23 protein-coding genes are annotated in these 24,543 nt (G+C 69.9%); 10 read left to right on the top strand and 13 right to left on the bottom strand.

The window, feature by feature from the left end:
- Positions 1-1,539, bottom strand: a 1,539-nt coding sequence (locus VEA62_RS14970; protein WP_324823270.1) for a DEAD/DEAH box helicase family protein, incomplete at its 3' end; no start/stop codon positions are given.
- Positions 1,540-1,715: 176 nt separating this feature from the next.
- Here VEA62_RS14970 and VEA62_RS14965 point away from each other — a divergent pair.
- The gene (locus VEA62_RS14965; RefSeq protein WP_324823268.1) at positions 1,716-2,504 is read left to right on the top strand and encodes an isocitrate lyase/phosphoenolpyruvate mutase family protein; all 789 of its coding nucleotides are present in this window, start codon (positions 1,716-1,718) and stop codon (positions 2,502-2,504) included.
- A complete protein-coding gene (locus VEA62_RS14960) occupies positions 2,501-3,037 on the top strand; it encodes a methylated-DNA--[protein]-cysteine S-methyltransferase (RefSeq protein WP_324823266.1) in 537 nt (178 codons plus the stop codon). The genes VEA62_RS14965 and VEA62_RS14960 overlap by 4 nt, the downstream gene beginning before the upstream one ends.
- Before the next feature lie 16 nt (positions 3,038-3,053).
- On the opposite strand, the gene VEA62_RS14955 is transcribed toward VEA62_RS14960, so the two are convergent.
- Entirely contained in the window at positions 3,054-4,139 is a 1,086-nt protein-coding gene (locus VEA62_RS14955) for a hypothetical protein (protein WP_324823264.1), read from the bottom strand.
- 125 nt (positions 4,140-4,264) lie between these two features.
- Here VEA62_RS14955 and VEA62_RS14950 point away from each other — a divergent pair, with 125 nt between their 5' ends.
- Positions 4,265-5,089, top strand: coding sequence for a sulfite exporter TauE/SafE family protein (locus VEA62_RS14950; RefSeq protein WP_324823262.1), 825 nt, complete (start codon positions 4,265-4,267; stop codon positions 5,087-5,089).
- On the opposite strand, the gene VEA62_RS14945 is transcribed toward VEA62_RS14950, so the two are convergent.
- Together VEA62_RS14945 and VEA62_RS14940 are read right to left on the bottom strand one after the other, a co-directional pair.
- Positions 5,086-5,592, bottom strand: a complete 507-nt coding sequence (locus VEA62_RS14945; RefSeq protein WP_324823260.1) for a TIGR02281 family clan AA aspartic protease — start codon at positions 5,590-5,592, stop codon at positions 5,086-5,088. The two genes, VEA62_RS14950 and VEA62_RS14945, sit on opposite strands and share 4 nt — an antisense overlap.
- A gap of 112 nt (positions 5,593-5,704) precedes the next feature.
- A complete protein-coding gene (locus tag VEA62_RS14940; RefSeq protein ID WP_324823258.1) occupies positions 5,705-5,926 on the bottom strand; it encodes a DUF1289 domain-containing protein in 222 nt (73 codons plus the stop codon).
- Positions 5,927-6,044: 118 nt separating this feature from the next.
- Here VEA62_RS14940 and VEA62_RS14935 point away from each other — a divergent pair, with 118 nt between their 5' ends.
- Entirely contained in the window at positions 6,045-6,842 is a 798-nt protein-coding gene (locus VEA62_RS14935; RefSeq protein WP_324823256.1) for a crotonase/enoyl-CoA hydratase family protein, read from the top strand.
- Between the two features lie 9 nt (positions 6,843-6,851).
- Here the strand turns inward: VEA62_RS14935 and VEA62_RS14930 are convergent, their stop codons facing one another.
- From VEA62_RS14930 to VEA62_RS14920, 3 genes are read right to left on the bottom strand one after another with little or no spacing between them, the layout of a single operon-like run.
- The gene (locus tag VEA62_RS14930) at positions 6,852-7,868 is read right to left on the bottom strand and encodes an HlyD family secretion protein (RefSeq protein WP_324823254.1); all 1,017 of its coding nucleotides are present in this window, start codon (positions 7,866-7,868) and stop codon (positions 6,852-6,854) included.
- Positions 7,869-7,889: 21 nt separating this feature from the next.
- The gene (locus tag VEA62_RS14925) at positions 7,890-8,645 is read right to left on the bottom strand and encodes an ABC transporter ATP-binding protein (RefSeq protein WP_324823252.1); all 756 of its coding nucleotides are present in this window, start codon (positions 8,643-8,645) and stop codon (positions 7,890-7,892) included.
- Entirely contained in the window at positions 8,642-9,814 is a 1,173-nt protein-coding gene (locus VEA62_RS14920) for an ABC transporter permease (protein WP_324823250.1), read from the bottom strand. Before VEA62_RS14920 ends, VEA62_RS14925 begins: the two co-directional genes overlap by 4 nt.
- A gap of 161 nt (positions 9,815-9,975) precedes the next feature.
- On the opposite strand from VEA62_RS14920, the gene VEA62_RS14915 reads away from it, so the two are divergent.
- A complete protein-coding gene (locus VEA62_RS14915) occupies positions 9,976-12,045 on the top strand; it encodes a S46 family peptidase (RefSeq protein WP_324823248.1) in 2,070 nt (689 codons plus the stop codon).
- 188 nt (positions 12,046-12,233) lie between these two features.
- Positions 12,234-14,360, top strand: coding sequence for a S46 family peptidase (locus VEA62_RS14910; protein ID WP_324823246.1), 2,127 nt, complete (start codon positions 12,234-12,236; stop codon positions 14,358-14,360).
- A gap of 84 nt (positions 14,361-14,444) precedes the next feature.
- On the opposite strand, the gene pgsA is transcribed toward VEA62_RS14910, so the two are convergent.
- From pgsA to VEA62_RS14885, 5 genes are all read right to left on the bottom strand, one after another.
- Positions 14,445-15,080 (bottom strand): CDP-diacylglycerol--glycerol-3-phosphate 3-phosphatidyltransferase, encoded by a 636-nt coding sequence (gene pgsA / locus VEA62_RS14905; protein ID WP_324823244.1) that lies wholly within the window; start codon positions 15,078-15,080, stop codon positions 14,445-14,447.
- A gap of 57 nt (positions 15,081-15,137) precedes the next feature.
- Positions 15,138-15,761, bottom strand: coding sequence for a carbonic anhydrase (locus tag VEA62_RS14900; protein WP_324823242.1), 624 nt, complete (start codon positions 15,759-15,761; stop codon positions 15,138-15,140).
- Between the two features lie 43 nt (positions 15,762-15,804).
- Positions 15,805-18,870, bottom strand: coding sequence for a tetratricopeptide repeat protein (locus VEA62_RS14895; protein WP_324823240.1), 3,066 nt, complete (start codon positions 18,868-18,870; stop codon positions 15,805-15,807).
- 66 nt (positions 18,871-18,936) lie between these two features.
- On the bottom strand, positions 18,937-20,835 hold the full coding sequence (uvrC, locus tag VEA62_RS14890) for an excinuclease ABC subunit UvrC (RefSeq protein ID WP_324823238.1): 1,899 nt from the start codon (positions 20,833-20,835) through the stop codon (positions 18,937-18,939).
- Positions 20,836-20,851: 16 nt separating this feature from the next.
- Complete coding sequence (locus VEA62_RS14885; protein ID WP_324823236.1) at positions 20,852-21,298, bottom strand: DMT family transporter; 447 nt, start codon at positions 21,296-21,298, stop codon at positions 20,852-20,854.
- An 83-nt stretch (positions 21,299-21,381) separates the two neighbouring features.
- Between VEA62_RS14885 and VEA62_RS14880 the strand changes: the two genes are divergently transcribed.
- The 4 genes from VEA62_RS14880 (at position 21,382) to VEA62_RS14865 (ending at position 24,067) form a co-directional block, all read left to right on the top strand.
- Positions 21,382-22,161, top strand: a complete 780-nt coding sequence (locus tag VEA62_RS14880; protein WP_324823234.1) for a prolipoprotein diacylglyceryl transferase family protein — start codon at positions 21,382-21,384, stop codon at positions 22,159-22,161.
- Positions 22,073-23,509, top strand: coding sequence for a radical SAM protein (locus tag VEA62_RS14875; protein WP_324823232.1), 1,437 nt, complete (start codon positions 22,073-22,075; stop codon positions 23,507-23,509). The genes VEA62_RS14880 and VEA62_RS14875 overlap by 89 nt, the downstream gene beginning before the upstream one ends.
- Positions 23,506-23,814 (top strand): hypothetical protein, encoded by a 309-nt coding sequence (locus VEA62_RS14870; RefSeq protein WP_324823230.1) that lies wholly within the window; start codon positions 23,506-23,508, stop codon positions 23,812-23,814. Before VEA62_RS14875 ends, VEA62_RS14870 begins: the two co-directional genes overlap by 4 nt.
- Positions 23,815-23,890: 76 nt before the next feature.
- On the top strand, positions 23,891-24,067 hold the full coding sequence (locus tag VEA62_RS14865) for a hypothetical protein (protein WP_324823228.1): 177 nt from the start codon (positions 23,891-23,893) through the stop codon (positions 24,065-24,067).
- Here the strand turns inward: VEA62_RS14865 and VEA62_RS14860 are convergent.
- A complete protein-coding gene (locus VEA62_RS14860) occupies positions 24,036-24,509 on the bottom strand; it encodes an NUDIX domain-containing protein (protein ID WP_324823226.1) in 474 nt (157 codons plus the stop codon). The two genes, VEA62_RS14865 and VEA62_RS14860, sit on opposite strands and share 32 nt — an antisense overlap.
- Positions 24,510-24,543 lie beyond the last annotated feature (34 nt).

Genomic DNA, 24,543 nt, shown 5'->3' with positions numbered 1-24,543 from the left:
GATGACGTCGTCGACCTGGTTGCGGGTGTCGCCGCTGACCGGGCGGATCTCCACCGGGGGGTCGATCAGGCCGGTGGGGCGGATGACCTGTTCGGTGAAGACGCCGCCGGTGCGCTCCATCTCCCACGGGCCGGGGGTGGCGCTGACGAAGACGGTCTGGGGGCGCATGGCGTCCCACTCGTCGAATTTGAGCGGGCGGTTGTCGATGGCGCTGGGCAGGCGGAAGCCGTACTCCGCCAGGGTCGATTTGCGGCGGTAGTCGCCGCGGTACATGGCGCTGATCTGGCCGACGGTGACGTGGCTCTCGTCGACGAACAGCAGGGCGTTGTCGGGGATGTATTCGAAGAAGGTCGGCGGCGGCTCGCCCGGGGCGCGGCCGGTCAGCCAGCGGCTGTAGTTCTCGATGCCGGCGCAGGAGCCGGTGGCCTCCATCATCTCCAGATCGAAGCGCACCCGCTGTTCGAGGCGCTGGGCCTCCAGCAGCTTGCCGTTCTCGACCATCCAGTCGAGCGTCTCCTTGAGCTCGGCCTTGATGCCGGTGATGGCCTGGTTGAGCGAGGGCCGCGGGGTGACGTAGTGGCTGGCGGCGTAGACGGTGATCTCGGTGAGGTCCGCCGTCTTCTTGCCCGTCAGGGGGTCGAACTCCTGGATCGATTCCAGCTCGTCGCCGAACAGCTGGATGCGCCAGGCGCGGTCCTCCATGTGGACGGGGAAGACCTCGAGGACGTCGCCGCGCTTGCGGAACATGCCGCGCTCGAAGGCGGCGTCGTTGCGCTTGTACTGCAGGGCGATCAGGTCGGCGCGCAGCTTGGCCTCGTCGATCTGGTCGCCGACCTTCAGGGTGAAGGTCATGGCGGTATAGGTCTCGACCGAGCCGATGCCGTAGATGCAGGAGACGGAGGCGACGACGATCACATCGTCCCGCTCCAGAATCGCCCGCGTCGCCGAGTGGCGCATGCGGTCGATCTGCTCGTTCACCGAGCTGTCCTTCTCGATGTAGGTGTCGGTGCGCGGGACGTAGGCCTCGGGCTGGTAGTAGTCGTAGTAGGAGACGAAATACTCGACGGCGTTGTCCGGGAAGAAGCTCTTGAACTCGCTGTAGAGCTGGGCGGCGAGGGTCTTGTTGGGGGCGAGGATCAGGGCGGGGCGCTGGGTGGCCTCGATGACCTTGGCCATGGTGAAGGTCTTGCCCGAGCCGGTGACGCCGAGCAGGACCTGATCGCGCTCGCCGGCCTGCGCCTGCTCGACCAGTTCGGCGATGGCGGCGGGCTGGTCGCCGGCGGGGGTGTATTTCGTCTCGAGCCGGAAGGGGATGCGCTTGCGGCCGGCGGGACGGTCGGGGCGGTGCGGGGTCCAGTCCGACGGCGCGCCGGGGGCCTCTTCCGGGGTCAGACGCGGGCCGGTGACCGGGGCGAACATGGGCATGCGGTTCTTCGCCGCCGCCGGGTCGTGCAGGAATTTCGCCGGGGCCTCGGCGAGCCCCGACTGGCCAGCGCTCTGGCCGGGGACGTGGACGGGCTTGCTGGGGGAACGGGCCATGAACGCAATCTAGGGGGCGGGAGGCGACAGCGCCACAACGTGCTCACGGCATGCGGGATGCACTGCTGACAGTATGGTGGCAGGAGGGTGGCGGGATGACCGGTGAGAATGTCCGGAAACCGCCAGCGCCGGACGGCCAGGGCGCCCATGTTGTCCGTCAAACAGAGGAGCCTCCCATGACCGCCTTTCGCGAGCTGCACCGATCCGGCCTGCTGATCCTGCCCAACGCCTGGGATGGAGGCTCGGCGGCGTTGATGCGGTCGCTGGGAGCGAAGGCGATCGCCACCACCAGCGCGGGCGTGGCCTGGGCGCTGGGCTGGCCGGACGGCGACGCCCTGCCGGTCGAACGCGTCGTGCAGGCGACGCGGGACGTGGTGCGGGCGGCGCAGGGGCTGCCGGTCTCGGTCGATTTCGAAGGCGGCTATTCCGACGACCCGGCCGAGGTCGCGGCGGCGGCGCGGACGGTGGCCGAGGCGGGGGCGCAGGGGATCAATATCGAGGACGGCGGCGGCTCGCCCGAGTTGCTGGCCGCCAAGATCGCCGCCATCCGGGCGGCGGCGGGGCCGGACCTGTTCATCAACGCCCGCTGCGACCTCTGGCTGAGAGGCGTCGGCGAGGCCCGAACGCGCGTGGCCGAAGCGGCGCGCCGGGGCGCGATCTATCGCGCGGCGGGGGCGGACGGGCTGTTCGCACCGGGCCTGACGGAGGAGGCGGGGATCGCCGACCTGGTCAAGGCGACGGACATGCCGCTGAACCTGCTGGCCTTCCCGGGCCTGCCGGACGCCCGGACGCTGGAGCGGCTCGGGGTACGGCGGCTGAGCGCCGGCTCCGGCATCGTCGGGGCGGCGCTGGGGCGCGCGGCGGCGCTGACCCGCGGCTTCCTCGAGGATGGAGGCTCGGCGCCGCTGATGGAGGGGGCGCTGAGCTGGGGCGAGTTGAACGCCCTGATGCCACAGCCCCGATGAGCGAGGCCGCCGTCCCCCCTCCCGGCCGGCTGACCCTGTCGTGGCTGGACAGCCCGATCGGGCCGCTGGCGCTGGCCTGCGACGACGGCGGGATCCTGCGCGGCGTGTCGTTCGGCGACGGGCTGATCAAGGCGATGCGGCGCGAATATCCGGCGGCCGCACTGGCGGATGGCGAGGCTCCGGCGATGGTGGCGCGAACGATCGCCGCCTATTTCGCCGGCGACCGCGAGGCGCTGACCCGCGTGCCGTGGTCGCTGGACGGAGCAGGCGCCGGCCATGGCTTCCAGGCGCGGGTGTGGCGGGCGCTGGCCGAGGTGCCGGCCGGCGTCACCATCAGCTACGGCGAGATGGCGAGGCGGGCAGGCGAGCCCGGGGCGGCGCAGGCGGCGGGCGTGGCCCTGAACCGCAACCCCATCCCGCTGGTGCTGGCCTGTCACCGGGTCGTCGGCGCCGACGGGGCGCTGGTCGGCTTCGGCGGCGGGCTGGAGCGGAAGGGCTGGCTGCTGCGGCACGAGGGGGCGCTGCTGATCTAGCCGCGTCCCAGGGTCGTTATCGCCGGATGTTCACCCGCGCCTCGAGGTCCGCCCAGCGGCGGGTCAGGTCGCGGAGCTCTTCGCGGAGCCGGGCCGCCTCGGTCCGGCTGATCGAGCCGTTGCGCTCGCCGGCGACGATGCGGGCCTCGATCTCGGCGGCGCGGGGGTCGTAGCCGTAGCCGCCATCATCGTAGCCGCCGTCATCGCCGAGACGGCGGTCGAGGTCGGCGAGGCGGTCGGTCAGATCCTGCTGTTCGCGGGCGCTGAGGCCGTCGCGGCGATAGTCGGACTCAAGCCGGACGAGGGCGTCGAAGTCGGCGCGCAGGCGAGTTCCCTCGGTGCGGGTCAGGTCGCGGTTGCGGACCGCCGTATCGACGCGGGCGAGGAAGGCGGCGCGTTGGTCGGCCAGCGGGCGCCAGCCGTAGCCGGCGTCGTCGTCGCGGCGCTCGTCGCCGACGCGCTGCGACAGGGCGCGGTAGCGGTCGCGCAGATCGCGGCGCTCGGCCGTGGTCATGCGGCCGTCAGCGGCGTAGCGCGTCTCCAGCTGGACGAGGGCGTCATAGTCGTCGCGCAGGCGGTCGGCCTCGAAGCGGCTGATCGAGCCGTCGCGAACCCCGGCGTCGATGCGGGCGTCGAGATCGGCGCGGCGCTGGTAGAGGGGGCGGCGGCCCCGGCTCCAGTCTTCGTCGAGCACCTGATCACCCTGGTCGGCGGTCTGCACGCCGAACAGGGCGCCGAGCAAGGCGCCGAAGACGCCGCCGGGCTGGTCCTGCGGGGAGGTCTGGCCGTAGCCCTGGGCGTTGTCCGGATAGAGCGGGCCGACGGTGGCGGTGGCGCCGCTGCAGCTGAGCACGCCGCCGCGGTTGGTGATGGCGCTGCGGCAGTCGACGCTGCGGATCGAGCTCCATCGGAAGCCGCCCTCCGTCTGGCATTCTGCCGAGACATAGCCGTTGGGCAGTTGTTCGACGTTGCGGCATGAGGAAGGGACGCCGGCCTGGCCGGACGGGTAGGCGGTGTAGGGGGTCTGGGCCCCGGCGGCGCCCGCGGCGGACAGGGCCAGCGCGCCGGCTGCGAGAGCAGACAGGGTGTAGGTCGCGGTCATGGGGGGTTCTTTCCGGCGGATGCCTTGAGCGGAAAGAACGGGATTCGCCGGGGAAGGTTGCCTGCGCGGTGACCGCGGCGCCCTCCCCTCCCCTCGCCGCTCCGGCTCCGCTAGAGGTCACCGGCATGAACGCCCTGCCGCTGAACGAAATCCTCCTGCTGCTCGCCGCCCTCGTCGCCGCGGGCCTGGTCGGAGGGCTGATCGCCGGGCTGTTCGGGGTCGGCGGCGGCACGGTGATCGTGCCGGCGGTGTTCTATGCCTTCGAGGTGCTGGGTCTGGGCGGCGAGAGCAACCTGCACGTGGCCATCGGCACCTCCCTGCTGACCATAGTCGCGACGTCGTGGCGGTCGCTGCGGGCGCACCGGACGCACGGGGCCGTGGACGAAGTCGTGCTGAAGACCTGGACGCCCTGGGTCGCCACGGGCGCCCTCGTCGGGGCGGCGGTGGCGGGGGTCACCAGCATGGAGGGGCTGGCCGTGGTCTACGGCGTCTGCCTGGCGGCGGTGGCCGCGCAGATGGGGCTGCTGCCCGAGCGCTATACGCTGGCGAAGGACCTGCCGACCGGCTGGGGGCGGCGCGGACTGGGGACGGCCATCGGCGGGCTGTCGGCGATGATGGGCATCGGCGGCGGCAGTTTCGGCGGCATGCTGATGACCCTGTGCGGACGGCCGATCCATCAGGCGGTGGCGACGGCCTCGGGCTTCGGCGTGGCCATCGGGACGGCGGCGACTCTCGGCTTCGTGGTGTTCGGCTGGGATGCGGCGGGACGGCCGCCACTGTCGCTGGGCTATGTCAATGTGCCCGGGGCGGTGGTGATGGCGCTGCTGACGACCGCCGTGGCGCCCTGGGGCGCCAGGCTGGCGCACGCGCTGGACCGGCGCGTGTTGAGGAAAGCCTTCGCCCTCTACCTGCTGGCGGCGGCGGCGATGGTGCTGGTGAAGGCGCTCTAGGGGCGCAGCGTCAGCCCGGCGGGCGTGGCGCTGAACGAGGAGAGGCGGCCGAGATAGCTCATGCCCAGCAGGGAGTGCGGCAGGCCGTGCTCGACGACCATGGCCTCGACGGCGGCGACCCGGGCGCCGGCGACGGCGACGGCGCTGAGCTCGACCGGGGCGGCGCGGACGGGGCCGGAAGCGGTCACCACCGTGCCCGAGAAGTCGCCGGGAGTCAGCTTCAGGCCGAGGCGGGCGGCGTCGGCGGGAGTCAGGACCACGACGCTGGCGCCGGTGTCGACCATGACCCGGACGGCCCGGCCCTCGATCCGGGCTTCGGCCCAGTAGTGGCCGTCGGCGGCCTTCAGCACCTGGCCCGGACGGCCGGTGGCGGGCGCGGAGACGGCGGGGATGGCGGCGTGCGCCCGACCGCGCAGGCCCGCCTGGTCCATCCACCAGGCGGTGGTCAGGGCGGAGGCGACGGCGACGGCCATGACGGCCGCGGAGGACAGATCAAACCGCATGGTCCCGTTCTCGCACGGCGCCGTTGGGATGCGATGAAGAGGGATGGTTGGCGGGGGGTAAACGGGGAAGGGAGGCAGCCGGCATCAGGGAAGAGGAGCCGGCGCTTCGGGCCTATTCCGGAGCTCCTGCTGCCTGTCGTCTGCTGCCTGCTGCCTCCCTGCCTGGCAGTTCCGCCATGATCCGCGCCCGTTCAGCGTCGGTGAGGCCGCTCCAGCCGCCGATTTCCGACAGGGTGCGCCAGCAGCCGAGGCACAGGCCGGAAGCGCCGTCGACGATGCAGACCTTGACGCAGGGGGTGGCTATGGCGCGGGGCGGATGGAGCGGCGGGGACATAGGCGGACTATGACCCCGACGGCCGACCGAACTCCAGACCTCCCCGCTGCTGGCCCACCCAGCGCCTACGCATTGACCCGGAATTGTGCGCGAGCAGGGATTGCGCCACAGGTGGAGGATGACCCTGATCCAGACAGAACGACGCGGCGCCATCGAAATCTGGACGCTGGACCGCCCGGAGCGACTGAACGCCCTGCCCGATCTCGAGGACGGCGAGGCCTTCGCCCGGGCGTGTTCGGCGGTGAACGCGGATCACGATGTGCGCTGCGTGGTGATCACCGGGGCCGGGCGCGCCTTCTCGGCCGGCGGCGACCTGAAGGCGATGCGCGACCGGCGCGACCTGTTCGCCGGCACGGGGGCCGAGATTCGCGAACGCTATCGCCGCGTGGTGCACCGGATCGTGCGTTCGCTGTACGGGCTGGAGGTGCCGCTGGTGGCGGCCGTGAACGGGGCAGCCATGGGGCTGGGCTGCGACATCGCCGGACTGGCGGACATCCGCATCGCCTCCAGCGCCGCCTCGTTCGGCGTGCCCTTCCTGAAGCTGGGCATATTGCCGGGCGATGGCGGAGCCTGGTTGCTGCCGAGGAACGTCGGCTACGCCCGGGCCGCGGAGATGCTGTTCACGGGCGAGACGATCGACGCGGCGACGGCGGAGCGCTGGGGCCTGATCAACCACGTGGTCGCTCCCGAAGCCCTGATGCCCGAGGCGCTGGCCATGGCGGACCGGGTCGCGGCGCACGGGCCGCACGCCTTGCGCATGGCCAAGGCGCTGCTGCGCCAGGGCCGCGACATGAATTTCGACCAGATGCTGGAGATGACCGCCGCCATGCAGGCGCTGGCGCATCTGACCGAGGATCACGCCGAGGGCGTGGCGGCCGTGCTGGAGAAGCGGCCGGCGGACTTCACCGGCCGCTAGCGCCCTTTCCTAGGCCGCCTTGGCGGGCGCGCGCATGGCCCGGCTGGCGGGGACGCCGACGGTGGCCGGACGGGGCGCGCCGGCGGTCTGGCCGGGCTTCATGAACTTGACCAGCACGCGCTGGCCGATCAGCAGCGGCGCATCGCCGGCGGTGACCACCACCTCGATGACGCGTTCGTCCGAGCGCTGCGACGGGTCGTCCGAGGCCAGCTTGCGGGCGCCGAAGACGGCGGCGCGGCGCAGGACCGTGCCGACGTAGACCTTGGACGGATCGCCCTCGGGGGTGATCTCGACCGCCTGGCCGGTGGTCACATTGGGGATGTCGCTCTCGACGATCTCGGCGCGGGCGATGCGCGGCGAATCCGGCTCGAGGTCGAACATGGTCGAAACGTTCAGGGTCGAGGCGCCCGCCCCCGGATTGGCGTAGCGGCGGACGATGCGGCCGCTCTGCGGAGCGCGGATGACGGTGAGTTCGACATTGTAGGCGGCCTGGTCGCGGCGGGCGCGGGCGGTCTGGACCGCGGCCTGCTGGGATCCCAGACGAGCCTGGGCCTGGGCGATGGCGTCGCGGGCCTGGTCGAGGCGCTGGGCGGCGACGAAATTCGTCTCGACCAGCTTCTGAAGCCGGTCGTACTCGCGCTGGGCGGTGCGGATGTCGACCTCGATCAGGCGCAGCTGGCTTTCGGCCTGGCTCACGTCGGCGACCGCGCTCTGCAGGGCCAGGCGGGGTTCGTCGTCCTCCTGACGGGCGAGGATCTGGCCGGCGACGACGCGGTCGCCTTCCTGGACCAGGACTTCACGGACGACGCCGCCGCGGCGAGCGGCGATCTGGATGATGCCGCCCTCGACATCGACCTTGCCGTTGGCGATGGCCGCATAGGGGCTCTCGACCTTCTGGGCCTCGGCCTGCTCCTCCTCCGCCTTCTTCCTGGCGGCCCCGGCCTGCATGAAGTTGTAGCCGACGAACGCCAGCACGAGCAGGACCAGGCCGATCCAGAGCCATTTGTTCTTGAGGAAGCGGGGCATGAGTTCAGTCCTTGGGATCGGTCAGTGCGAGGCCAGGGTGGCGTCGGGATTGGGGGTGCGGCGCTGGTCGTCGATGATCACGCCGTCTTCGATCTTGATGACGCGATCGGCCCACTCCTCGAGGCGCGGGTCGTGGGTCACGCAGATGACGGCGGCGCCGTGTTCGGTGGCGGCCCGGCGAAGCAGTCGAATGACGATCTGGCCATTCTCGCCGTCCAGGGCGGACGTCGGTTCGTCGGCGAACAGAATCTGGGGATCCTTGGCGAGCGCGCGGGCGATGGCCACGCGCTGCTTCTCGCCGCCCGACAGGGAGGACGGCTTCTGGTGCAGGCGCGGCCCGAGGCCGACCTCCTCCAGCGCCAGCTTGGCCCGGCGCTTGGCGTCGCCCTTCGACAGGCCCTGGAATTTGAGCACGACCTCGACCTGCTGAAGCGCGGTGAGGGCCGGGAACAGGTTGAAGCCCTGGAAGATGAAGCCGCAGTGGTCGAGGCGGAATTTGTCGATCCGGCCGGACGAGAGCTTCCACAGATTGTCGACGTCGAGGGTGTCGACGCGGCCTTCCTCGGGCCGAAGCAGGCCGGACAGGGCGGCGATCAGGGTCGACTTGCCCGAACCCGAGGGCCCCATGACCATGGTCAGGTCGCCGTGCCGCGCATCGAAGTCGACGCCCTTCAGAACGTCGATGTAGCTCTTGCCGGACTTGAACCGCTTGACCAGGCCCTTGGCCTCGATCGCGAAGTCGCCGTGCTTGCCGTGGACCTTGGTGTGAGAGTTCATCGCAGCAGGTCCGCGGGCTGGCTGTTCTTGAGGATGCCGAGCGAGAGCAGGCCGGACAGCATGGCGATGATGATCAGTCCGCCGCCCACGACGATCAGCAGGACCGGCGGCAGGGCGATGATCACGGCGTTGGCCATGGCCAGCATCTGCACCAGCCAGGTGAGGAAGATCGCCGCCGCGACGCCGACGCAGCCGACCCAGAAGCTCAGCTCCATGACGATGCGGCGCAACGAGCCCATGCCGACGCCGAGGGCCCGCAGCGAGGCGAACTCCTTGATGTTGGCCATGATGGCGCCGCGCAGGGTCTGCCAGGTGATGGACACGCCGATGATGGTCCCCAGCACGACGCAGCCGCCGATGATGATCACGAGGATGCCCTCTTCGAACATCGCACCCGCGTTGGCGTCCGCCAGTTCCTGACGGGTCCAGGCCTTCCACTGGCCCTCGCCCTGGACATTGAGCTCGGCGGCGACGCGTCTGGCCTGGGTCGGATCGCGCAGCTTGACCATCAGCGGTCCGACGCGCGGGCCGGTGTCGGCCTGGCCCACCATGCGCAGGGTGTCGCGCGACATGATGATGGTGGCCTGCATCATGTTGGGATAGCCGCGGGTCACGCCCACGACGGTGACGGTCTGGCCGTTGTACAGGGCCTTGTCGCCCAGTTTGACGCCCAATTTGGAGATGGCCGTCTCGTCGATGGCGACGGTGTAGGGCTGGCGCAGGGCGTCCACGAGCTCCTGCGAATAGTCGGTCGGGATGGTGACCGCGCCCGGCGTCGTGTCGATGATGCTGGTCTGCACGAACTCCTGCCGCGGGGCGCCCATCTTGGCGCGATCCGCCTGCGACATGGTCGGATCGACGTTCTTGACCGACTGGAAGGAGCCGCCGGCTCCGTCGAGGGGCTGGACCTCGACGACCTCGGGGTTGCGATAGGCGAGCGGGATGAAGCGGCGCGGCACGCCCGACGGGCCGCCGATCAGGCTCTTGGCCCCGGGCTGCATGATGATGATGTCGGCGCTCGAACGCTCGATCGTCGCCGTGAAGCCCTTGCCGATGCCGATGAAGACGCCGGTCATGGCCAGCACCAGCAGGCCGGACAGGGCGAGCGCCAGCACGGCCGCCATATAGCGCCGCCACTCATAGAGCAGGGTGGAGAGTGCAAGCGACATCGAAGAGATCGGCCCCCGGAGTTACGCCGCTATCTGACGGCGCCGGTGGTTGGGGCCAAGTTAAATCGGGTTAAGGCCATGTGGATGGCGTTCGTTCATCCGCCCTTGCTAGGATGGGCCACCCCAAACCGGCGGGAGCCGGCTGTCTTGAGAGCTCGAGCATGATCCTTCGTTCGCTTCGTTCGGCCGTTTCGGTCACCGCGTCCCTCGCTGTCGTGGCGGGAGCCATGGCCGTGATCGCCGCCCCGTCCACGGCCCTTGCCGACGAAGGCATGTGGACGTTCGACAACTTCCCCATCCAGACGGTGAACCAGAAATACGGCGCCCGGATCGACCAGGCGTGGCTGGACCGGCTGCGGCTGGCGTCGGTCCGCATCCAGGGCTGTTCGGCGTCGTTCGTGTCGCCCGAGGGACTGATCCTGACCAACTGGCACTGCGTCGTCGGCTGCGCACAGGAGCTGTCGGATCCGCAGAAGGACTATGTGAAGAACGGCTTCACCGCCGCCGCGCGCGAGGACGAGGTCCGCTGCCCGGGCCAGACCGCCGAGGTGCTGACCGAGATCGTCGACGTCACCGCCCGCGTCCAGGCCGCCGGCCAGGGGCTGGAAGGCGCGGCCTTCAACGCGGCCCGCCAGGCCGAGGTGACGAAAATTCAGAATGAGGCCTGCGCCGACGATCCGAAATTCAGCTGCCAGGTGATCAGCCTGTACCGCGGCGGCCAGTACAGCCTGCACAGATTCCGCAAATACGACGACGTCCGGCTGGTCTTCGCGCCCGAGAACCAGGCGGCCTTCTTCGGCGGCGACCCCGACAATTTCAACTTCCCGCGCTACGCCCTCGATGCCGGCTTCCTGCGCGCCTATGAGAACGGCCAGCCGGCCGAGACGCCGAACTTCCTCAAGTGGAACGCCGAGGCCCCGAAGGAAGGCGACCTGACCTTCGTGTCGGGCAACCCGGGCTCGACCTCGCGCCTGCTGACCATGAGCCAGCTGGAGCGGCTGCGCGACCAGCAGCTGCCGGTCACCCTGATCCAGAACTCGGAACTGCGCGGCCGCCTGCTGGAGTATTCGCTGACCGGGGACGAGGCCAAGCGGGTGTCGTTCGATCCGATCTTCGGCCTCGAGAACAGCTTCAAGGTCTACTACGGCCAGCAAGGCGCCCTGACCGATCCGGCCTTCATGGCCAGGAAGCGCGCCGAGGAGGACGAGCTGCGCGCCCGCGTCGCGGCCGATCCGGCCCTGGTGCAGCAGATCGGCGATCCCTGGGCCGACCTGGCGAGGGTCCAGACCACGGCGACCGAACTGTATCTGCCCTATCGCCAGCTCGAGCAGGCCGCCGGCGGCGGCTCGCAGCTGTATTCGTGGGCCCGCAGCCTGATCCGCGCCGCCAAGAACCCGACCATGACGGAAGCCCAGCGCGCCCGCATGGCCGAGGCCATCGGCACGGAGACGCCGGTCTCGGCCGAGATGGAAGAGATCCGGATGCGCTACTGGCTGTCCAAGACGCGCGAATACCTGACGGTCGACCATCCGCAGGTGAAGGCGATGCTGGGCCGCGAGAGCCCGGAGGCCCTCGCCGACCGCCTGATCTCGGGCACGAAGCTGGCCGACGCCGAGTTCCGCCGCCAGGCCCTGGGCATGACGGTGGAGCAGTTGTCGGCCGCCGACCCGCTGCTGGCCTTCGTGGCCGCCAACGACCAGGCGGCCAGGGCCATCGGCGACCGCTGGGCGGCCGAGGTCAACGCCCCGACCGCCCGCGCGGCCGAAAAGGTCGCCCAGGCGCGGTTCGCCGTCTACGGCACCAACCAGTATCCCGACGCCACGTTCAGCCTGCGCCTGTCCTACGGCGAGGTGAAGGGCTGGACCTACCGCGGCGTGACCGTGCCGCCGTTCACCTATATCGGCGGCCTCTATGAGCGGGCCACCGGCTCGGAGCCGTTCAACCTGGCCCAGGCCTTCGCCGACCACGAGGACGATGTGAACAAGGAGGTCGTCTACGACTTCGTCTCGACCAACGACATCATCGGCGGCAACTCAGGCTCGCCGGTGGTCAACGCCGCGGGCGAGGTGATCGGCGCGGCCTTCGACGGCAACATCCACTCGCTGGGCGGCGCCTTCGGCTACGACGGCGAACTGAACCGCACGGTGACGGTGTCGACGGCGGCGATCACGGAAGTGCTGCGGACGGTCTATCCGAACCCGCGCATCCTGGAAGAGCTGGGCGTGGAGTAACGCCCTTCTCCCCTTGCGGGAGAAGGTGTCAGGCGTAGCCTGACGGATGAGGGGTCGCACCGGTCTTGCCGGGCGACCCCTTCGTCATTCATGGTCGGCCCCGACGTCGGCATCCGTCGGCAAGACCCCTCATCCGACCCGCTTCGCGGGCCACCTTCTCCCGCAAGGGGAGAAGGAAGGAGTTAGACATGCGCCACCTCACCCTCGCCGCCTCCGCCGCCATTCTCGCCTTCGCCGCCGCTTCAGCAGCCCGGGCCGAGGAAGGCATGTGGACGTTCGACAACTTCCCCATCGCGCGGGCCAACCAGACGCTGGGGACGAACATCGACCAGGCGTGGCTGGACCGGGTGCGGCTGTCGTCGGTCAAGTTCGGGGGCTGTTCCGCGGGGATCGTCTCGGGCGAGGGCCTGGTGATGACCAACAACCACTGCGTCGCCACCTGCGTGGCCAATCTGTCGACCCAGGCGGTGAACTACGCCGAGACCGGCTTCGCCCCGCGCACCCGCGAGGAAGAGCTCAAATGCCCCGGCGGAACGGCCGAGATCCTGACCGACATCAGCGACGTCACCGAGCGGATGCACGCCGCCGGCGCCGGGCTGGAGGGCCAGGCCTTCACCCAGGCGCGCGACGCGGAGGCCGGCCGGATCGAGCAGGAAGCCTGCGCCGGCGACGCGACGGTGCGCTGCCAGGTCGTCAGCCTGTACCGGGGCGGCCAGTTCAAGCTGTACAAGTACCGCCGCTACACCGACGTCCGGCTGGCCTGGGCGCCGGAGGACCGCGCCGCGACCTTTGGCGGCGACCTCGACAATTTCAGCTTCCCCCGCTTCGCCATCGATGCGGCCTTCATCCGCCTCTACGAGAACGGCGCTCCGGCGGCCACGCCGACGCACTTCAAGTGGAACGCCGACAAGCCGGTCGAGGGCACGCCCGTGTTCGTCGCGGGCAGCCCGGGCGCGACCCAGCGGCTGCTGAGCATGGACCAGCTGATGACGCTGCGGGACGTGGTCCTGCCGATGGACCAGCTGATCGCCTCAGAACTGCGCGGGCGGCTGATCCGGTTTTCGGAGGAGAGCGAGGAGAACGCCTTCATCGCCATGGATCCGATCGTCGGGCTGGAGAACACCTACAAGCGCGGACTGGGGCGGATGCGGGCCCTGACCGATCCCGACTTCATGCGGATGAAGACGGAGGCCGAAGCGGACTTCATATCCCGCTGGATGGCTCGGGAGGCGGCCGGGGCCGCCGGGAGAGCCGCAAGTGGGGATGCCAGCCACGCGGGCAGCAGTGGAACACCGTGGCTCACCCTGGCCGCCATTCAGCCGACCCAGCGCGAACTGTATCCGGCCATGGCCCTGCTGGAGGGCGGCACGGGCGTCGGCACCACCTCGCCCGGCGGCGGCTCGCAACTGTTCAGCTGGGCCCGGACGCTGGTGCGCGCGGCGCAGGAGCGGGAGAAGCCCTCGGCCCAACGCCTGCCGGAATACGCCGACAGCCGGCTGGCGGGCGTGCAGTCGGGCCTGTTCGCGGAGCGGCCGGTCTATCCGTCGCTGGAGCAGGTCCGCATGGAATGGTGGCTGTCCAAGACGCGCGAATGGCTGACGGTCGACGATCCGCGCGTGCGGGGGCTGCTGGGCCGGGAATCGCCCGAGCAGCTTTCGGCGCGGCTGGTCGAGGGCACGAAGCTGGCGGATCCGGCGGTGCGGCGGGCGCTGTGGGAAGGCGGTCTGGCGGCGATCGAAGCCTCGGACGATCCGATGATCCGCTACCTGCTGTCGATCCAGGACGAGACCCGCGCGGTGCGATCGGACTGGGAGGCCCGGGTCGAGGCGCCGACCAGCCGCGCCTCGGAGCAGCTGGCGGCGGCGCGGTTCGCGGCCTATGGCGACGCCGTCTATCCGGACGCGACGGGGACGCTGCGGCTGACCTACGGCAAGATCGAGGGCTCGGACGTGCCGGGCCAGCGCTTCGGCGCCTTCACCACCTTCGCCGGCCTGTGGGACCGGGCCACCGGCGCGCCGCCGTTCGACGTGGCCCCGAAGCTGCTGGCCGCGAAGGACCGGATCGACCCGGACACGGTGATGGACATGGCCGTGTCCTCGGACACCATCGGCGGCTCGTCCGGCTCGCCGGTGGTCAATGAGGCGGGCGAGATCCTGGGAGCCAATTTCGACTCCACGGTGCTGACCCAGCGCAACGCCTACGGCTACGACCGCAACGTCAACCGCTCGGTGATCGTGACCACCGGCGCGGTGACCGCGGCGCTGCGCGACGTCTACGGGATGGAGCGGCTGGTCGAGGAGCTGGGGGTCGAATAGCGGCCAGGGGCCAGCGGCGTTGAGCCCGGGCCCGGCCCGGCCGCAAACGCCCCTTCCGTCGACCCTGGACCCTGGACCCTGGCCTCAGAGTTGGCTCATCTTCTGCTGGGCCTTCGAGAAATACTGCCAGCCGGTCCAGAGGGTGACGATGGCGGCGACCCAGATGAGGACGTAGGCGAAGGTCTGGAAGTGGGGCTGCCACTCCAGCGGCCAGCCGAAGCCGTCCCACAGCAGGGCGATCTGCAGGGCGCCGAGGGCGATCATCTGCAGCATGGTCTTCCACTTGGCCAGCAGGGTGACGGGCAGCTTGACCTTGCCGGCCACGGTCTCGCGCAGGGCCGAGACGGCGAATTCGCGGAACAGGATGAGGCCGCAGGGAATGGCGCTCTGGGCGACGGAGCCCCAGGCCAGCACGCCGAGGATCGCGCCGGTGACCAGCACCTTGTCGGCGATGGGATCGAGGATGGCGCCCCAGCGGGTGGTGGCGTGCCAGCGCCGGGCCAGATAGCCGTCCACCCAGTCCGTGGAGGCGGCGACCACGAAGATGACGAAGGCCGTGCGGCCGAGGCGGAACTGGTCGTCGGGGCTCAGATAGTCCGACAGCACCGGAATGCCCTGCGGCGCCGCGCCGGCCAGGATCAGGAACATCACCACCCCGGCGACGAGCCGCAGGCCCGTCAGGATGTTGGGGATGGGATTGGCGTGGTGGGTCGGGGTCATTGTCGGCATCCGTGCTTCAACGCCGATGTGCCACGCTTCGATGCCTGAGGCGAGCGATCAGCCGAGCGGCTCGAACCGGCCGGGGCCGTTGAGGGCCGTCAGCACGCCGTTGGCGATGCCGAAATGCAGGCCGGTGAGCGTCAGTTCGCCTGCCGCCTCCCGCTCGGCGATCCACGGGAAGGTGCGCAGGTTCTCCAGCGACAGCCGCACCACGGTCTCCTCTGCCAGCCGCTCGGTCTCCTCGCCGGGGAAGCTCTCGCAGATCAGGCGAACCACCGGCGCGGCCTGGGCCACCCAAGGGGCCACGAAGTCACCGCAGGTGTCCGGCGCCCCGTTCAGCATGGCGTGCACGCCGCCGCAGTAGGCGTGGCCCATGACCACGATGCGCGAGACGTTCAGGACCTTCACCCCGAACTCCAGCGCCGCCGAGACGCCGTGCAACTGGCCGTCCGGCTGATAGGGCGGCACGAGGTTGGCGACGTTGCGGACGACGAACAGCTCGCCGGGAGCGGCGTCGAAGATCAGCGCGGGATCGGCGCGGCTGTCGGAACAGGCCACTACCAGGGTGTGCGGCTTCTGGCCGTGAGTGGCCAGCGCCTCGTATTCGGCCTTGGCGGCCGGCCAGTGTTCGGTGCGGAACCGTCGATAGCCGGCGGTCAGTTCGTCGGATGAATCGCTCATGGCCGCCGCCATGCCTCAAAGCGCGCGACGGCGCCAGCCTGGATCATTTCACCAATTCGGGATGGCGGGCCTCGAACGCGGCGAAGTCTTCAGAGACGTCGATGTCCCAGCCCCGCCCTCGCACGAGATCCTCGGCGCCGCCCGAGTCGCCCAACGCCAGCCGGGCGTAGCCGAGGCCGTAACTCGACGCCGCCTGTTGGGGATCGGCGGCGAGAGCCCGTTCGTAGTCGGCTTTCGCCTCTTCGTAGCGGCCCATCTGCAGCAGGACCATGGCGCGGCTGTCGATGAAGGCGGCCTCGCCGGCCGACAGGGCCGCGTCGCAGTCGGTCAACGCCTGGTCCAGATCGAACGCCTCGATGGCCTGGCCCCAGCAGACATTGTTGAGCATCACCGGATCCCCCGGATCAAGGGCGCGGAGGGCCGCGAAATCGGCCCGCGCCCCTGCTGTATCGCCCATGGACGCCCGCAACTGCCCACGCTGGCTCAGAAGGTTGGCGGCGGCGGGCGCGGCCCCCAGGGCGCGGTCGAGAGCGGCGAGGGCCTCGCCCGCACGGTCCGTCCGCCTTTCGAGACGAACCAGCGCCTCAAGGGCTATGGCGTCCGTCGGGTCCGTCTCCAGCCGTGACGCGGCCAGGCTCCGCACCTCGTCCCCCCGCCCGAGCCGGGTCAGGGCCCGGAACTCGCCCCACGCCCCCGTGGAGCTGTCAGGCGCGGTTGTCTTGAGCGCGCGGTAGTCGGCCAGGGAGCGGTCCCAGCGGCCGAGCTGATAGTAGGCGGCGCCACGCGCTGACAGGGCCGAGACGTCGGCAGGGTCGAGTCGCAGGGCGACGGTCAGGCTGACGACGGCCTCGCCGTACTTGCCCTGACCGTAGGCCGCAAAACCCTGGCCCACGGCGGCCGCCTGATCGCCCGGATCGAGATCCACGGCGTGGTCATAGTCGGAGCGGGCGCCATCGTAGTCGCGCGCCTCGGCCCGCGCCGCGCCGCGCGCCTTCACCGCCTCGGCGTTATCCGGATTCCGTTCAAGGGCGGCGTCGAGCAGCGCCAGGGCGCCGTCATGGTCGCCGGCGTCGCTCAGACGGCCCGCGCGGGCGACAAGGTCGGCTTCGTCGCTTGCGCCCGGCAGCCGGCGCGCGGCGTCGGCTTCGGTCGCCACATAGTCAGCCGGCGCGCGCAGACGCATGGGAAGGGCCGTGGCGTTCTCGGCACGCGTCCGGGCGGAGGCCATTTCCGCGGCGGTGACCTCGGGCGTCAGGCTCGTCGAAACGACGGCGACTTCGGCCACGCCGTTCTCGAGCCTGCCGTGCCGTTCGATGCGGTAGCCGCCGCCTTCGATCGTCTGGTCGCCGCCTTCCAGTTGGAAGCCGCGGCCCCCGTACGGCAGGCTCACCCGCATCACGGAGCGGTTCATGGTGGGGTGGGCGATGGCGTACGGGGCGTCGCTGAATCGGGCGAGGAGGCCGCGCCGCTCGGCTCCGGCCGGCAGGACCAGGCCGGAGTCAGGCACCGCCATGACGCGTCCGCCCGAACCGTTGATCCAGCTCAGACGGGTCTTCCCTCGCATGAGCAGGTGGAGCACGTTCGCCGCTTCGTCATAGCGGGTTTCCACGGCCTCAATCGTCAAACCGGACTCATCGCCGTTCCACTCGGCCTTCATCATCGCTTCGAGCTGGTCAGGAGGAACGTTGCCCAGCTGACGGCGGAGGGCGGTCGCGTAGTCGCCGCGATAGGCGAAATCGACCGCCATGGACGCGTCGGCGTCGATGCCAGACGTCGCATCCACGTCGATGAGGATATCCATCGTCGGAACCGTCAGCGGCGGTTGCTCGATGGGCTCGAGCCCGGCCCCGGCCTGGCGAACAGGCAGGCCCCAGCGATAGGGAGGCGGGATCAGGCCCTCGAGCGTGCGATCGCCGATGCGGGTGCCGTCCATCCACCAGGCCGCGCCGTCCACCTGCGCGCGCACGATGACATGATCGAACCAGGCCAGAAGCGGCAGCTGGGCGTCCAGACCGTCGCCCCATCCGGTGCTGACGAGCACCGGTTCGGCCTCGATGTTCAAGCCCTTGAGCAGGGCCAGCAGCAACACCGTCTTGCCCTTGCAGTCGCCGTAGCGGCTGCGCCACACCTCGTCCGCGGACATGGGCACATAATTGCCCTCGCCCATGGCCAGGGCGAGGTAACGGACCTGATCCTCGACCAGCCGCAGGGCCGCCATGGCGCGTCCCGCGTCGGTGCCATGGGCCGCGCGGATACGTTCGATTTCGGCCAGCAGTGGCGAGTCCGGCTCCAGCGTCGCCCCCGTTTCATAGAGGGGGGCCATCAGCTTCGAGGCGTCGGCCCACGACTGGAAATCGGTGAACTGCACCGTGCGGAACAGGGTGAAGCGCACCGGAAGGTCGCCGGGCATCTGCTCCGGCGTCAGGTTGCGGGCCTCGATCTCGTAGAGCCATCCGTCGCCGGACCGGCGGGGGCGAACATCCGCCCATGGTGCCGAGGCCATGACCTGCATCGGGTGGTCGTCCGACCATGTTGCGCGCAGGCGGTAGTGATCCATGATCTGGCCGGAGCCGAGCCCGTCGAACGCCTCGAGGTGGGGCGCCAGCACGCCCTTGGAGTCGTGGCGGGTGAACGACAGTTCGAGGATGTCTCCCACGCGTAGATCCCGCGGCTGGAGCGTCGCGGTCAGCCGTCCGTCAAGCATGGCGGACTCGAGGCTGCTTTCGCGCCGAAGCGTTTCGAACGTCTGGTCCGCGAGCACGTCGATCGTCTGGCCGTCGCGGACGAGGCGAAGGCTATGGACCTGCATTGTCTCGCGAGGCGGGCTCCACTCCAGGCTGACGGTCCCCACGCTGCCCAGCCCCTGCCGGGTGAGGACCTGGAACCGCTGGAAGGTGTAGGTGTGGGCGCCGTCGGCGTCGAAGCGGATCTGATGATCGATGGCCAGCGCCCGCAAGGCGGCGTCGCCGACGGCCGGGGCGGGCGCATCTGTGATCGGCGCCTGCACCCAGGCCGGCGCCGGTGCGAGCTCGACCTCTTGCGCGGACGCGGCGGCGGCGGCGAACACCGTCAACGAGACGGCGAGCGCCGTGAACCATCTTGCAAGCACTGACGCACTCCCCCTACTCGCGTTCTGGTTTAGCACGACGAGGGCAGACCGCCAGAGGTCGCTTCCCTAGGGCCGCCGGAAGAAGGCGTGGATGCGTTCGGCGAGGGGCTGGTTGATTCCCTCGACCTTGACCAGGTCGGCGACCGAGGCGCGGGAGACGCCCTTGGCCGAGCCGAAGGCGTGCAGCAAGGCCTTTTTGCGCCCCGGGCCGACCCCCTCGATCTCGTCGAGCGGATTGCGCTTGATGTCCATCGAGCGGCGCTTCGCATGGGCGCCGTTGGCGAAGCGGTGGGCCTCGTCGCGCAGACGCTGGATGTAGTAGAGGGCCGGCGACTTGAGCGGCAGCATGAAGGGCGGCTTGCCCGGCACGAAGAAACGTTCGAGGCCGGCGTCGCGATCGGGCCCCTTGGCCACGCCGACGGCAAGAATGTCGTCGAGCCCCAGATCGGCGAGCACGGCCTGGACCTCGGCCAGCTGGCCCGCGCCGCCGTCGATCAGCAGCAGGTCGGGGCGTTCGACTTCCTCGCCCTCGTCCTCGTCCTTGACCAGGCGGGTGAAGCGGCGGCGCATGACCTCGCGCATCATGCCGTAGTCGTCCCCGGGAGTCAGATCCTCGCCGCGGATGTTGAACTTGCGGTACTGGTTCTTGCGGAAGCCCTCTGGCCCGGCGACGATCATGCCGCCAACGGCGTTGGTCCCCTGGATGTGGGCGTTGTCGTAGACCTCGATCCGCTCTGGCCGGCTGTCGAGACCGAAGGCCTCGCACACCTCGTCGAGGATTTTCCCCTGGGCCGAGCTCTCGGCCATCTTGCGGCCCAGCGCCTCGCGGGCGTTGGTCAGGGCGTGGTCGATCAGGGCCTTGCGATCGCCGCGCCGGGGTTGCTCGATGCTGACCACGCGGCGGCCATCGACCGTCCTGGCCTTCATCGAGAAGGCCTCCTCGAGCAGTTCCTTCTCGTGCGGGACGATGTTGGACAGAATCTGCCGCGGCACCGGCTTGTCCTCGTAGAACTGGCCGAGGAAGGCGGCGAGGATTTCGGCGTCCGTGTCGCTGCGGTCGACGCGCGGGAAATAGGCCCGGCCGCCCCAGTTCTGGCCGGAGCGGTAGAAGAAGACCTGGACGCAGGCCTGACCGCCGTCGGAATGCAGGGCGAAGACGTCGGCCTCGGCGACGCCTTCGGCGCTGACGGAATTCTCCATGGCGATGGCCGACAGGGCGCGGATGCGGTCGCGGACCCGGGCGGCCTGCTCGTAGTCCATGGCCTCGGCGGCGGCGCTCATCTCCTTCGACAGGCGCCCGATCACCGCCCGCGACTTGCCGCGCAGGAAGGCCTCGGCCTCGTCGACCAGCCCCTGATAGTCCTCGAGCGAGATCAGGCCGGTGCACGGCGCCGAGCAGCGCTTGATCTGGTGCAGCATGCATGGCCGGGTGCGGGTCTCGTAGACGCTGTCCGAACAGGAGCGCAGCAGGAAGGCCTTCTGCAGGGTGGTGAGCGTCCGGTTGACCGCCCAGGTCGAGGCGAAGGGGCCGAAATAGTCGCCCTTGATGGTGTGGGCGCCGCGATGCTTGCGGACCTGTGGCGCGCGGTGGTCGCGGCGGATCATCAGCTCGGCGAACGACTTGTCGTCGCGCAGCACCACGTTGAAGCGCGGCTTGAGCTTCTTGATGAAGTTGGATTCGAGCAGCAGGGCCTCGGTCTCCGAGGCGGTGACGACCAGCTCCATCGAGCGGGTCAGGGAGACCATCAGGCCGATGCGCTGGGTGTGGAACCGGCCCTGGGCGTACTGGAGGATGCGCTTCTTCAGCGAGCGCGCCTTGCCGACGTAGAGGCAGGCGCCGTCCTCGCCGTACATGCGGTAGACGCCCGGCTTGTCGGGCGCGCGCCGGGCCTCGTCGCGGATCAGGTCGGCGGCGACCAGCGAGGGCGGCGGCGTCTCGGCGGCGGGAATCGTCTCCTCGGTCATCGGGACCGATATAGGCCTAGAATTTGCGCACCATAAGGACGCCGGCGATCACGAGGCCGACGCCGGCGACGCGGCCGAGGCTGATCGGCTGCTTCGGCATGCCCATGGCCCCGAAATGGTCGAGGGCGACGCTGAGCAGCAGCTGGCCGGCGACCATCAGTATGATGGTGGTGGCCACGCCCAGCCGGGGCACGCCCCAGGCCGCGGCGACCACGAAGATGGCGCCGTACAGCCCGCCGACCCAGGCGTACCAGGGCAGGGCCCGCGACGCGGCGATGTCCGGCCGGACCTGCAACACGACCGCGAGGATGCCCAGCGCGGCCGTGCCCACGGCGAACGAGACGAAGGCCGCGTTCACCGGCGATCCGACCGCGGTCATCATCTTCGCATTGGTCGGCGCCTGCAGGGCAGTGGCGGCGCCGCCGAAGACGACGGCGATCATGGCGAGGAGAGAGGGGTTCATGAACGCTCGCTAGCACGGCGCACGCGGGCGCGGCAGGGCCGATCGTGGTTGCGGCGCATCGCCCGGCGTGGCCTGTTCGGCCGATGATCGTCATTCCGACCTCGCCCGGCGTCCACCTGCTGTTCGACCTGCTGGCGTGGGCGGCCGGCGCGGCGCTGGGGCTGGTCCTCTACCGGTGGCGGCTGCGGGACCTGACCGAACGGACGGCAGGGGCCGTCGGGCCGGGCTATGTCGCCAGCCTGGCCGTCGGCGGAATTGCGGGCGCTTGGCTGTCCGGCTCGCTGAACACCCTGATGTCCTCCACCCCGACGCTGTCGCACAGCATCATCGGCGCGCTGGCCGGGGCCGTAGTCGGCGTGGAGACCTGGAAGCGGGTCAGGGGCGTGCGGGGTTCGACCGGCGGAGTCTTCACCGGGCCCTTCGCGCTGGGCATAGCGGTCGGACGGCTGGGCTGCCTGTTCGAGGGCTTGCCGGATCGGACCTACGGTCTGTCCACGTCGCTGCCTTGGGGCGTCGATCTGGGCGACGGAATCGCCCGCCATCCGGTGCAGATCTACGAGTCGCTGGCCATGCTGGCGTTCCTGGGACTCTATTTGGCCGGGCTGGCGCGGCGGTCGCCCTGGGCCATGCGGCGCAGCTTCTATGGGCTGTGCGTCTGGTACGGGGCTCAGAGGTTCGTCTGGGAATTCCTCAAGCCCTATCCAACCTTGGCTGGACCGTTCAATCTGTTCCACCTGATCAGCCTCGGCCTGGTCGTCTACGGGGTGGTGATGTATGGACGGGACCTCCGGCACGCTGAAGGCGGCGGACACGCGCAAGGTCGCGCCCTATCTGTTCTTCGGCCAGACGACGAGCCTGTGTGAGACCTGCTACGGGCTCGCGCCGGCCAAGATCATCATCGACGATGACAAGGTCTTCTACCTCAAGCGCTGCCCTGACCACGGCGTGCAGAAGACGCTGATCGCCGACGACGTGGCCTACTGGAAGGGCCAGAAGGACTGGCTGAAGCCCGGCGACCGGCCCTTTATGCCGCAGAGCCGCACCGAGCACGGCTGTCCGTGGGACTGCGGCCTGTGCCCCGATCACGAACAGCATTCCTGCCTCGCCATCGTCGAGGTCAACGAGGCCTGCAATCTGAGCTGCCCGGTTTGTTTCGCCGACTCGTCGGTGAAGCGGGAGGGCCATCGCCCACTGGCCGAGATCGAGGCCATGCTGGACGTATTGGTGGCGTCGGAGGGCGAACCGGACCTCGTGCAGCTGTCGGGCGGCGAGCCGACCATCCATCCGCAGTTCTTCGACATCCTCGACGCGGCCAAGCGGCGGCCGATCCGGCATTTGATGATCAACACCAACGGCCTGCGCATCGCGCGTGAGCCGGGGTTCGCCGAGCGCCTGGCGGAATACGCCCCCGCGTTCGAGGTCTATCTGCAGTTCGACAGCCTGAAGCGCGAGGCGCTGATGGACCTGCGCGGCGCCGACCTGAGGGCGATCCGGGTCGAGGCGCTGCAGGCGCTGGAACGGGTCGGGCTGTCGACGACGCTGGTGGTGACGCTGAAGAAGGGCGTCAACGACGACGAGATCGCCGACATCGTCCGCTTCGCCCTGAAGTGGCGCTGCGTGCGCGGGGTCACGTTCCAGCCGATCCAGGACGCCGGGCGCAACGACGGGTTCGACGCGAAGAAGCACCGGATCGTGCTGACGGAGGTGCGCAGACGGATCGCCGAGGCGGGCGTGTTCGCGCTGGAGGATCTGATCCCCCTGCCCTGCAACCCCGACCAGATCTGCATCGGTTATGGTCTGCGGGACGGCGAGCGGGTCGTGCCGGTGACCTCGCTGATCCCGCGCGAGCTGCTGGTGGCGGTGGCGCCCAATACGGTGACCTTCGAGGCCTATCCGGAACTGCAGAAGCGGGTGTTCGACCTGCTGTCGCTGTCGACCGCCCAGACGGATACCTCGGAGAAGCTGTCGGCCCTGCTGTGCTGCCTGCCCGAGGCCGCCGTGCCGCAATCGGTGGGCTATGCTGACACCTTCCGGGTGGTGGTGTCGCAGTTCCTCGACCGGTTCAATTTCGACCTCGGCACCGTCAAGCGGTCCTGCGTGCATTTCGTCCAGCCGGACGGCCAGATCATTCCCTTCGACACCTTCAACACCTTCTACCGGCCCGGCGCGCCCGGGGCGGATGCGCTGGCCAAGGGGAGGAGCCCGCGATGAGCGGAGGGGACGGAACACGGGCGGCCGCCAGATTCTTCGGCTTGCTGATGATGGCCGCCGGCGGTCTGATCGCGCTGACCACCGGGGCCTGCACCCTTTATGTCGTCCTGGCGGGTCTGATGGCCAATGGGTCAGGCGGTTACGGTACGACCGGGGAATGGGTCGTGATGGCGCTGGTCATCGGCGGCCTCCCGTGCTTGATCGGCGTGGGGCTGTTCCTCGGCGGCCGCAAACTATCCAGGCCCCCCCGCGCCCGAAGGGTTGCCCCCGTGGAGAGCGACGATGAGCCCACCCTGAGATCGTAATCCCGTCATCGTCTTCTTCGGCTGGCTGCTGATCGCGATCGGCGGACTGATCACCTTCGCCTCAGGCGCCTGCACCGTGACATTCGTCGTCGGCGGGTTGAATCAGACCAACGCCGACGGCTTCATCGGATGGCTTCTGCTCTGCCTGGCTATCGGCGCCGTCCCGATGCTGCTGGGAGCGGGCATTGCGGCGATCGGCTGGCTGATGTGCCGCCGCCGGGTCACCAGACCGGATCGGTCTCCGCCCCGCTGAGCGCCTCGGCCACCCGCGCCCGCGTCGCGCGGTGCGTGTCCTCCGGCAGGGCGCAGGGGTCGAACCAGCCCACCTCCGCGATCTCGCCGCGGCTGGTGCGGTCGGTGAGGGTGAAGCGGTCGATGCGGTAGACGAGGACGTGGTCGCCGCGGAAGAAGCGCTCGTTGGAGTGGACGCTGACCAGGGTCGGGCGGCCCTCGAGTATGACGCCGGCCTCCTCGCGCATCTCGCGGGCAAGCGCGTCCTCGCAGGACTGGCCGCGCTCGACGCCGCCGCCGGGCAGCCACCAGCCGTGCAGATAGGTGTGTTTGACCAGCAGCACCCGGCCCTCGCCGTCCACCGCCATGCCGCGCACGCCCAGGGTCATGCCCCGGCTGATCCGCGACCAGGCGAAGAACAGCGGGCGGGTCCAGGGCTCGATACGGGTGCGCCACGTGGTCATGGGCGGGACGATAGGGCCTGAGGTCGGCTTGAAC

The sequence above is a fragment of the Brevundimonas sp. genome (assembly GCF_035627475.1).
GTDB lineage: Bacteria > Pseudomonadota > Alphaproteobacteria > Caulobacterales > Caulobacteraceae > Brevundimonas.
This window is presented reverse-complemented; position numbering and strand designations above follow the sequence as displayed.

Excerpts from the sequence above, each read along its gene's own strand:
- VEA62_RS14935 (WP_324823256.1), top strand. The coding sequence starts at position 6,045 with ATGACCCTGATCCAGACAGAACGACGCGGCGCCATCGAAATCTGGACG.
- VEA62_RS14945 (WP_324823260.1), bottom strand. The coding sequence starts at position 5,592 with ATGCGGTTTGATCTGTCCTCCGCGGCCGTCATGGCCGTCGCCGTCGCC.
- VEA62_RS14955 (WP_324823264.1), bottom strand. The coding sequence starts at position 4,139 with ATGACCGCGACCTACACCCTGTCTGCTCTCGCAGCCGGCGCGCTGGCC.
- VEA62_RS14965 (WP_324823268.1), top strand. The coding sequence starts at position 1,716 with ATGACCGCCTTTCGCGAGCTGCACCGATCCGGCCTGCTGATCCTGCCC.
- VEA62_RS14860 (WP_324823226.1), bottom strand. The coding sequence starts at position 24,509 with ATGACCACGTGGCGCACCCGTATCGAGCCCTGGACCCGCCCGCTGTTC.
- VEA62_RS14910 (WP_324823246.1), top strand. The coding sequence starts at position 12,234 with ATGCGCCACCTCACCCTCGCCGCCTCCGCCGCCATTCTCGCCTTCGCC.
- VEA62_RS14925 (WP_324823252.1), bottom strand. The coding sequence starts at position 8,645 with ATGAACTCTCACACCAAGGTCCACGGCAAGCACGGCGACTTCGCGATC.
- VEA62_RS14915 (WP_324823248.1), top strand. The coding sequence starts at position 9,976 with ATGATCCTTCGTTCGCTTCGTTCGGCCGTTTCGGTCACCGCGTCCCTC.
- VEA62_RS14880 (WP_324823234.1), top strand. The coding sequence starts at position 21,382 with ATGATCGTCATTCCGACCTCGCCCGGCGTCCACCTGCTGTTCGACCTG.
- pgsA (WP_324823244.1), bottom strand. The coding sequence starts at position 15,080 with ATGACCCCGACCCACCACGCCAATCCCATCCCCAACATCCTGACGGGC.
- uvrC (WP_324823238.1), bottom strand. The coding sequence starts at position 20,835 with ATGACCGAGGAGACGATTCCCGCCGCCGAGACGCCGCCGCCCTCGCTG.
- VEA62_RS14940 (WP_324823258.1), bottom strand. The coding sequence starts at position 5,926 with ATGTCCCCGCCGCTCCATCCGCCCCGCGCCATAGCCACCCCCTGCGTC.
- VEA62_RS14900 (WP_324823242.1), bottom strand. The coding sequence starts at position 15,761 with ATGAGCGATTCATCCGACGAACTGACCGCCGGCTATCGACGGTTCCGC.
- VEA62_RS14870 (WP_324823230.1), top strand. The coding sequence starts at position 23,506 with ATGAGCGGAGGGGACGGAACACGGGCGGCCGCCAGATTCTTCGGCTTG.
- VEA62_RS14920 (WP_324823250.1), bottom strand. The coding sequence starts at position 9,814 with ATGTCGCTTGCACTCTCCACCCTGCTCTATGAGTGGCGGCGCTATATG.
- VEA62_RS14960 (WP_324823266.1), top strand. The coding sequence starts at position 2,501 with ATGAGCGAGGCCGCCGTCCCCCCTCCCGGCCGGCTGACCCTGTCGTGG.
- VEA62_RS14885 (WP_324823236.1), bottom strand. The coding sequence starts at position 21,298 with ATGAACCCCTCTCTCCTCGCCATGATCGCCGTCGTCTTCGGCGGCGCC.
- VEA62_RS14875 (WP_324823232.1), top strand. The coding sequence starts at position 22,073 with ATGGACGGGACCTCCGGCACGCTGAAGGCGGCGGACACGCGCAAGGTC.
- VEA62_RS14950 (WP_324823262.1), top strand. The coding sequence starts at position 4,265 with ATGAACGCCCTGCCGCTGAACGAAATCCTCCTGCTGCTCGCCGCCCTC.
- VEA62_RS14930 (WP_324823254.1), bottom strand. The coding sequence starts at position 7,868 with ATGCCCCGCTTCCTCAAGAACAAATGGCTCTGGATCGGCCTGGTCCTG.